General features: G+C 64.6%; 8 protein-coding genes. 5 read left to right on the top strand and 3 right to left on the bottom strand.

Annotation, left to right across the window (positions count from 1 at the left end; genetic code table 11):
* From D3872_RS23825 to D3872_RS23815, 3 genes are all read right to left on the bottom strand, one after another.
* Positions 1-361: TetR/AcrR family transcriptional regulator (locus tag D3872_RS23825; protein ID WP_147373989.1), on the bottom strand; the 361-nt coding region annotated here is incomplete at its 3' end.
* Between the two features lie 63 nt (positions 362-424).
* Positions 425-2,710: a TonB-dependent receptor gene (locus tag D3872_RS23820; RefSeq protein ID WP_119813093.1), complete on the bottom strand. Its 2,286-nt coding sequence runs from the start codon at positions 2,708-2,710 to the stop codon at positions 425-427.
* A 123-nt stretch (positions 2,711-2,833) separates the two neighbouring features.
* Positions 2,834-3,232, bottom strand: coding sequence for a DUF2946 domain-containing protein (locus D3872_RS23815; RefSeq protein WP_370660991.1), 399 nt, complete (start codon positions 3,230-3,232; stop codon positions 2,834-2,836).
* Between the two features lie 147 nt (positions 3,233-3,379).
* Here D3872_RS23815 and D3872_RS23810 point away from each other — a divergent pair, with 147 nt between their 5' ends.
* The 5 genes from D3872_RS23810 (at position 3,380) to D3872_RS23795 (ending at position 7,803) form a co-directional block, all read left to right on the top strand.
* The gene (locus D3872_RS23810; RefSeq protein ID WP_119813092.1) at positions 3,380-4,069 is read left to right on the top strand and encodes a response regulator transcription factor; all 690 of its coding nucleotides are present in this window, start codon (positions 3,380-3,382) and stop codon (positions 4,067-4,069) included.
* Complete coding sequence (locus D3872_RS23805) at positions 4,056-5,288, top strand: sensor histidine kinase (protein WP_119813091.1); 1,233 nt, start codon at positions 4,056-4,058, stop codon at positions 5,286-5,288. The genes D3872_RS23810 and D3872_RS23805 overlap by 14 nt, the downstream gene beginning before the upstream one ends.
* 113 nt (positions 5,289-5,401) lie before the next feature.
* A complete protein-coding gene (locus tag D3872_RS26855) occupies positions 5,402-6,103 on the top strand; it encodes a phosphoethanolamine transferase domain-containing protein (RefSeq protein WP_229459503.1) in 702 nt (233 codons plus the stop codon).
* A gap of 76 nt (positions 6,104-6,179) precedes the next feature.
* Positions 6,180-7,040, top strand: coding sequence for a phosphoethanolamine transferase (locus D3872_RS26850; RefSeq protein ID WP_229459502.1), 861 nt, complete (start codon positions 6,180-6,182; stop codon positions 7,038-7,040).
* Entirely contained in the window at positions 7,030-7,803 is a 774-nt protein-coding gene (locus tag D3872_RS23795) for a phosphatase PAP2 family protein (protein ID WP_229459501.1), read from the top strand. The genes D3872_RS26850 and D3872_RS23795 overlap by 11 nt, the downstream gene beginning before the upstream one ends.
* The last annotated feature ends 124 nt before the right edge of the window (positions 7,804-7,927 follow it).

The following is a 7,927-nucleotide window of genomic DNA, read 5'->3' as shown; positions in this document are numbered from 1 at the left end:
GCGTGCGTTCGCGGGCGGCGGTGATGATCGGGTCGTCGTGCGGCATGGTGCGCCAGTAGTCGGCCATCGAGGGCGATTCGGCGATCCGCGCGGCGATCCGTTCGAACAACAGGAACAGCAGGTCGTCGCGGCCGGCGTGTTCGCTTGCATAAGCCTCCAGCGATGTGAGGCTGCGGTCGAGCAGGGCCTCGATGAGCGAGGCGCGGTGTGGGAAATTGCGGTACAGCGTGGCGCGGCCGACGTCGGCGCGTTCAACCACCAGGTCCAGCGGCGCGGTGACGCCGTGCTCGGAAAACACGGCGTCGGCAGCGTCGAGGATCAGGTCGCGCCGGATGGCGGCATCGGATCGTAACTTGGTCATCCAGCGATTATAGGACAAAAGTGTCCGGTTCCGCTGGAGTCCATCTAATTCCGCCCGGCACGTCTACATGTCGAACTTCAGCTCGGCGATCGCGGTGCGCTGGGTGTAGGGGTGGAAGGCCCAGTACTTGTAGTTGTTCAGGTTGTCGATGCCAATGGCGGCGCTCCACTGCTTGTTCAGCCGGAAAAGGACGCGCGCATCGATCACGAAGAACTTGCTGAAGCCCATATAGCTGAAGCCGTTGGTGTCGCCGTTGTCGAGCTGCCCGAACTGCTCGCCGCTGTAGCGCGCCGCCAGCGTGTACGCCAGCCTGTCGTCCGGCTTGTAGGTGGCCACGCCGCTGGCGCGCCATTCCGGCACCCGCGGCTGGCGCTTGCCCACGCTGGCCGGAAAGCCGCGGTTGGCGGTGATGGCCGAGTCGGTCCACGTCAGGCTGCCGGACAGGTCCAGGTCCTGGAGGCCGACGCCGGCCGCCTGCCATGACAATTCCATGCCGCGGGTGCGGATCCCATCGACGTTCTGCACAGTGGACACGGTTGGCGTCAGGGCCTGCGAGTACAGGGCATCGCGGGTGCGCTCGGCAAACAGGGTGGCGCGCAGCGACTGGCGGTCGCTGGTGTGCTCGGCACTGAGCTCGCCGGTCCATGAACGTTCCGGCTTCAGGCCCGGATCGGTGTTGACGATCTCGTTGCCGTTGATCGAGCCCTGGTAAAGCTCCCCCACGGTCGGCATGCGCACCGCGCGGCCCACCGTGGCCTTCAGCACCAGCGAGGGCGCCGCATGGAAGGCGAGCGCGGCTTTCGGCGAAAAATGTCCTTCGCTGCGGTCGGCGCCGAACGGAACAATCCTTGCTGCGTTGCCCAGTTCGCCGCCGAAGGCTTGCCAGCGTTCGTAGCGTCCACCCAGCGTCGTCTTCCACTCTGGCGAGATGGTCCAGGTGTCCTGCACGAACACGCTGTCGAGGGAGGTGTTGCCGTTAAACGCGGAAAAGCGCGCGCCTGGTGCGCCGTTGATCCAATCCTGGGTACTGCTGACCAGGGTGCGCAGGCGGTAGTCGTCCTGCTGGTAGCCGAACTCGATGACCTGGGCCCCAACACCGTGGGCGCTGCCGCTCGGGCGCCAGATGCCGCGCAGGTTCAGGCTGCGCCAGCCGGTGCCGTCCATGTCGGTGACGCGGCCGGCGCCGCCTGCCAGCGAGCCGGGCAGGGCGACGGTAGGCGCGCGCAGGATGTCGCTGCCGTAGTCGTACATGCTGGCCGCCGCTTCCCAGTCGAACTCGCCGCGCGTATGCGACTTGAGCGACAGGCCGTGCATCGCATGCTCGATCTCGTTCGCGTTCGGCGCGAAGGCCTGGCTTGGCGCGTCGAGCTTGTACTGGCGGCCGTCGATCAGTACCCTGCCGGAGTACACGGGATTGCCGGCCGTGTCCCGCAGCCAGGTCTGCGCGCTGCCGGCTGTGTCGTTCTTCCACCAGCCAAGGGTGTAGCTGGCGCGAAGGGCGGGCGAGAAGTCGTATGCGAGCTTGAGCTTGGCGTGGTCCTGCACCGTGTGGTAGCTGGTCGTGGTCCCCAGCAGCCACCAGCCCTGGCCCTTGTTGTTCTTGCCCGCGACCGCGCCTGTGACGGGAACGGCCCCGCCGGTCGGCGCTGTGCCATCGCCGGCGAGCCGGTTGGCGAATACCATCGGCTGGCCTACGCTGTTGAGGCGGTTGACGTTGATCCACCACGAAAACGCGCCTTCGCGGCTGCCGATCGATGCGCTGGCCTGCTTCGCCGCGTCGCGCTCGCTGGCGCCATGCATGTCGAAGTCCTGGGTGGCATAGCCAATCCTGGCATGCGCCTCGAATCGCGTTGGCATGCGCGTCACGTAATCGACCACGGCGCCGGCCGAGTTGCCAGGATAGGCGGCCGAGAACGGGCCGTACAGCACGTCGACGCGCTCGATTTCCTCCGGCGTGACCAGGCCCCAGCGCGGAGCGAAGGCGGCGCCGTTGCCCAGCAGGTTGGACAGCAGGATGCCGTCGGCGTAGACCATCGAGCGGGCGCTGTTGCCGGTGCCGGAAGCGCGGGTAGACAGCACCGCGTGGTTGTAGTCGCCGATGAAGCGCTTGCGCACCAGCAGGCTCGGAAGGTACTTCAGCGCGTCTTCACTGTCGCTGGCGTTGATGGTCTCCTCGATCTGCCGGGCGGTGACGCCTTCGATGGTGGTCGGGATCTGGGTCGGTAGCGAAGTCGGGCGGCCGCCGGTGATGGTCACGGTGCCGGCATCGGCCGGGGCTTCGTGCGCGAATGCACCGGTGGAAATGGCTGCCATCAGCGCAGCGGCGAGGGGCGCGTATTGAAACGTCATACTGATCTTTCTGAATTGATTTTGTGTATGCGCACGCGGCCGCGCCAACGAAAGTTGGCGGCGCGGGCGCAGCAATAGGCATGCCTGCGGCGACAGGGCGCACGCGGGCAGCGTCAGGAAAGGTCAGGTGTTTGCGGGAGGCGCGCGCGATTGCGCGGTGGACCAGATGGCGAGGGGGCTGGGAGCCTGGTAGAACAGGAAGGGACGGATGTCCGGCTGCGCGGGCATGGGCATCGTGAACGCGGTACCGGGCAACAGGGCAAACGAGCCGTCGCCGGTGGCGCAGAACGGGCAGTGTTCCAGGTGGAGCGTCTGCTTCGAGACGGAGTCGGCAACGATGTCCAGCTGGACATCATCGGATACCTTGACGAATTTGCTGCCCGATGTGGTGCAGATCTCGGTCCAGGTGCCGCCCTGTGCAGCGGCGAATGCGTGCGAAACAGACGGCGCAAGCGCAGCGAACACGATCGCGAAAAACGCGAGCCATGTTGCGAAGCGGCGAGTAAGTCTGGTCAATCCCATCCGCGGATTATATCAAGTCGCCGATGCAGCGGGCAAGGCGGCCCACCTCGAAGAGGTCACTGGCAGCACTGTCAGGTCGCCAAAAGTCCACCGCCGCAGATTGGTGTGTAGACTGTCGGTTTTCGAGCATTTCCCCTCCATGAATCCATGCGCATCCTGATCGTCGAAGACAATCCAGACATCCTTGCCAACCTGTACGGATTCCTGGAACCGTACGGCCACACACTCGATTCCGCCACAAACGGCTATGGCGGCCTTGCGCTGGCCAGCCAGAACGCTTACGACGTGATCGTGCTCGACGTGACGCTGCCCGGCCTCTCCGGCACCGAACTGTGCCAGCGCCTGCGCACCGAACTGAACATCCAGACGCCGGTGCTGATGCTGACCGCGCGCGACACGCTGCAGGACAAGGTTGCCGGCTTTTCCAGCGGTGCCGACGATTACCTGGTCAAACCGTTTTCGCTGGTGGAGCTGGAACTGCGGCTGGCGGCGCTGGCGCGGCGGTCGCGCGGCAACGTTGGGAATGCCGCGGTGCTGAACTTCGGCGACTTGAGCTTCGATACCGCCACCTACCGCGCGTCGCGCGGCGGGCGCCCGCTGTCGCTGACCAGGACCGGCTTCATCCTGCTCAAATGCCTGATGCAGGCCGCGCCGCGGGTGGTGCCGCGGGCCGAGCTGGAGGCCGAGATTTGGGGGGAGAACCCGCCCGCGAGCGACGCCCTGCGCACGCACATCCACGCGCTGCGCCTGACCCTCGACAAGCCCGAACCCTTTCCCATGCTGCGCACCGTGCCGGGGATCGGATTCCAACTGGTAGCCGCGAATGACAATTCCTAACTCGATCGGAAAGCGCATCGTCCGCGCCTACCTGCTGTTCTCGCTGGGCTGCACGGTGTTATTTGCGATTGCCGCAGCGGTGGTGGTGGAAGGAATCGAGGTCAAGCTGGTCGACGAGCGCCTGATGGAAGTGGCGGCATGGGCCACGCCGCGCCACATCGGCAAGCTGTCGGTGGAAATGCCGGCGGGGCTGAGCTTCCACCACGGCGGCGACATTCCCATTTCGCTGCGCAACCTGCCCGAGGGCATCCACGAAATCGATGTCGACGGCGTCGGGCTGCATGTGTATGCCAGCCAGAACTCCGCAGGACCATACGTGGTGATCGACCATGAAAGCGATTACGTGAAGGTCGAACTGGCGGTCTACTCGATGCTGGGACTCGGCTTCCTTGGGTTTATCGGCATGTCCGTGTTCCTGGGACGGTATGTGGCGAGCAGTGTCGTGACGCCCATCGTTGCGCTGTCGACGGCGGTGTCGGAACGCCAGCAGGACCTGCCGCTGCAGGGCAGCGACGACGAACTGGGCATCCTGGCGCGCGCCTTCGCCGGGCACACCAGCGAGCTGCAGCAATTCCTCGACCGCGAACGCTTTTTCACCGGCGACGTCAGCCACGAGCTGCGCACGCCGCTGACCGTCATTTCCGGTGCGGCGGAAATCCTGATGATGGAAGGGAGGGGCAATCCCGCGATACACGCGCCCGCCGAACGGATCTACCGGGCCGCGCGCGACGCCACCGACAGCGTGACCATCCTGTTGTTGCTGGCACGTTCACCGGAACTGATCGAGGCGGAAATTATTCAGGCCGCCGACGTGGTGCGTGACGAGGTCGCTCGCTACCAAGCGCTGGTCGTCGACAAGCCGGTAAGCCTGGAGTTTGCGGGCGGCACAGACTTTGCGGTGCGCGCGCCACGCCGGCTGGTGGCGGCGGTGGTCGGCAACCTGATCAAAAATGGATGCGCCTACACGCCCGCAGGGACGGTGTCCGTATCGCTGGAGAACCACGCCGTCATTGTCAGCGACACGGGAAAGGGCCTGCCGGACGCGGTGCAGGCGATGCTGAAGGGCGATGACGGCCCGACCGAATTGCGCGGTTCCGAGGGCACCGGGCTTGGCCTGGCGCTGGTCAAGCGCATCTGCCGATACCTCGACGCCACCCTGGAGGTAAGCAGCGGGGCTCGCCATGGAACGGTGTTCCGTATCGAATTCAAGCCGGTTTAACGGCTTCTTAACGCAGCGGTAACGCGGAGTTGATGCACATCAATGTAGCCTGAACAGGTGGGCAAGTTGCGATTTCGCGGCTTGCGCTTTTCAGGCTTACATTGGAACCCGTAGTGAAATTCATCGCACAGCTCCGCTTCAAACCGGGCGCCGCGCCTTTCCTGGCGGCGCTGTTCATCGTACTGGCCTACAACTTCACCTTCTGGAAGAGCTTCGTCGGCGCCACCGGCGGCTTGACGCTGGTGAGCGTGCCGGTCCAGGTCGGCATGTTCCTGCTGCTGGTGCTCAGTTATAACGCCTGCCTGGCGTTGGTCAATTTTCCTTACGTACTGAAGCCGGTACTGGTGCTGCTGTTCCTCGCGACCTCGGCGGCCAGCTACTTCATGGACCAGTATGGCACCGCCATCGACTGGTCCATGATCCAGAACGTCGTGGAAACGAATACCCGCGAGAGTTCCGAGCTGTTGTCGTGGAAACTGATACTCACCATCGCGGTTCTGGGCGTGCTCCCATCGCTGGCAGTGGTCAAGGCCAAGCCGCGCTTCACTGGCGGCCGCCGCCAGGTGTTGAGCAATGCCGGTTCCGTTGCTGCTTCACTGGTCCTTGCAGCGGTGTTGCTGGTGTTGATGTTCAAGAGCCTGGCGCCGGCGCTGCGCGAACACCGCGAGCTGCGCTTCCTGCTGACGCCGACCAACTACATCCAGGCGGTCAACGGCTACTACAAGCGCAAATGGCGGCGCCGACCGTGGTGCGGCCCCTGGGCACCGACGCCATCAAGGGCGTCCTGTGGAACGGCCAGAAACGCAGGACGGTGACCCTGATCGTGGTGGGCGAAACTGCGCGCGCCGCGAACTTTTCCCTGAACGGCTACAGCCGGAAGACCAACCCAATTTGGCGAAGCAGCCCGGACTGCTCTACTTCAGCAAGGTCGAATCGTGCGGTACGGCGACGGCGGTGTCCGTGCCTTGCGTGTTCTCGGCGCTGGGCCGCTCGCATTACTCCGACACCCGTGCGCAAAGCCAGGAAGGGCTGCTGGACGTGCTGAAGCACGCAGGATTCGAGGTCATCTGGCGCGACAACAACTCCGGCTGCAAGGGCGTCTGCGACCGCGTTACCTACGAGGACGTGTCGCAGCCGGTCAAGGGCGACCCGCTGTGCAACGACGACGAATGCTACGACGAACGCCTGCTGCGCGGCCTGCCGGAGCTGATACGCAAGGCCGGCAAGGACCTGGTGATCGTGCTGCACCAGAAGGGGAGCCACGGACCGTCATACTGGAAGCGCTATCCGGGACAGTTCCAGGATTTCGGGCCGGTGTGCGAAACCAACGACCTGGCCAAGTGTTCGCGGGAGTCGATTGTGGCGGCCTATGACAACACGATCCTGTACACCGACTTCGTGATCAGCAAAGCGATCGGCCTGCTGGCGCAAAGCAGCGTACAAGACGGCGTGGATGCCTCGCTGGTCTACTTCTCGGACCACGGCGAATCCCTGGGCGAAAACAACCTTTACCTGCATGGCGCGCCATACGTCATTTCGCCGTCCGGCCAGCGCCACGTACCGATGATGGTGTGGCTGTCGGACGGTTTCCGCAGCCGTTTCAGGCTGGACCAGAATTGCCTGGCCGCGCGTACCGGGCAGGAATTCTCGCACGATAATATCTTCCATTCGACCCTGGGCATGCTGGGCATCAGCACCGCCGTGTACAACCCCAGGCTCGACCTGTTCAATGCATGCAGTCATGGCAGCTGAGCGCAAGTTCAGCTCCGCGCTGGCGATGCACGCAGGCTTCGCGCAGACCCAGGAGAACCGCTGGAACATCGTCAACGGCGCCGTATTCGCGGTGCTGGCGCTGGCGCCGGTGTTACTGGTGTGGCTGGGCACCTGCACTGCGATCGACCTCGCGCTGGCCGACGCGATGTTCGACCGCCAGCTTGGCGCCTTCCCCTGGCGCCACGCATGGCTGACCGAGATTTTCGGCCATGTGATCCTCAAGCGCGTATTTACCGGGCTGGCGATTGCCTTCATCGTCCTGGCCGCGTGGGATTGGGCGCGTCCGACCACCTGGCTGCGGCGCTTCCAACTGCGCGTGGTCGCCTTGTCCGCCATCCTGGTGCCGGCGGCGGTGTCGCTGCTGAAGCAGGCCAGCGCCTCGCATTGCCCTTGGGACCTGGAGCGCTACGGAGGGATCGAACCCTATGTGCGGCTGCTGCAGGCCATGCCGGCCGGCGTCGACGCCGGCAACTGCATGCCGGCCGGGCACGCATCGAGCGCGCTGTGGATGGTGTCGTTTGCCGTCTGCTTCCTGCCCCGCCGGCCGCGCGCCGCGGGGATCGTCGCGGGCGTCATGTTGACGGCAGGATTTACCGTCGGCTGGATGCAGCAGCTGCGCGGCGCCCACTTCCTGACACACACGCTGTGGTCGATGTGGATTGCGTGCGCCGTCGTGTTCGCGCTGATTACCGCGCTGGACCGGCGCAGGTACCGGTCAACATCGTCCTCAAGAAGGCCGTGACGACGACACAGACGTTCACAAACCTGCGCGCGATAATGGAGATGAAGTTCCTAGCCCGGTCAGCCCGGGGCGTCACCGTGAATTGATAAAAAAATACTTCCAAATGCGAATGAGTCTCATTATA

It is taken from the genome of Massilia cavernae, from assembly GCF_003590855.1.
Classification (GTDB): domain Bacteria; phylum Pseudomonadota; class Gammaproteobacteria; order Burkholderiales; family Burkholderiaceae_D; genus Telluria_A; species Telluria_A cavernae.
Note: the sequence above shows the minus strand (reverse complement) of the source record. Positions and strands in the feature narration are given on the sequence as shown.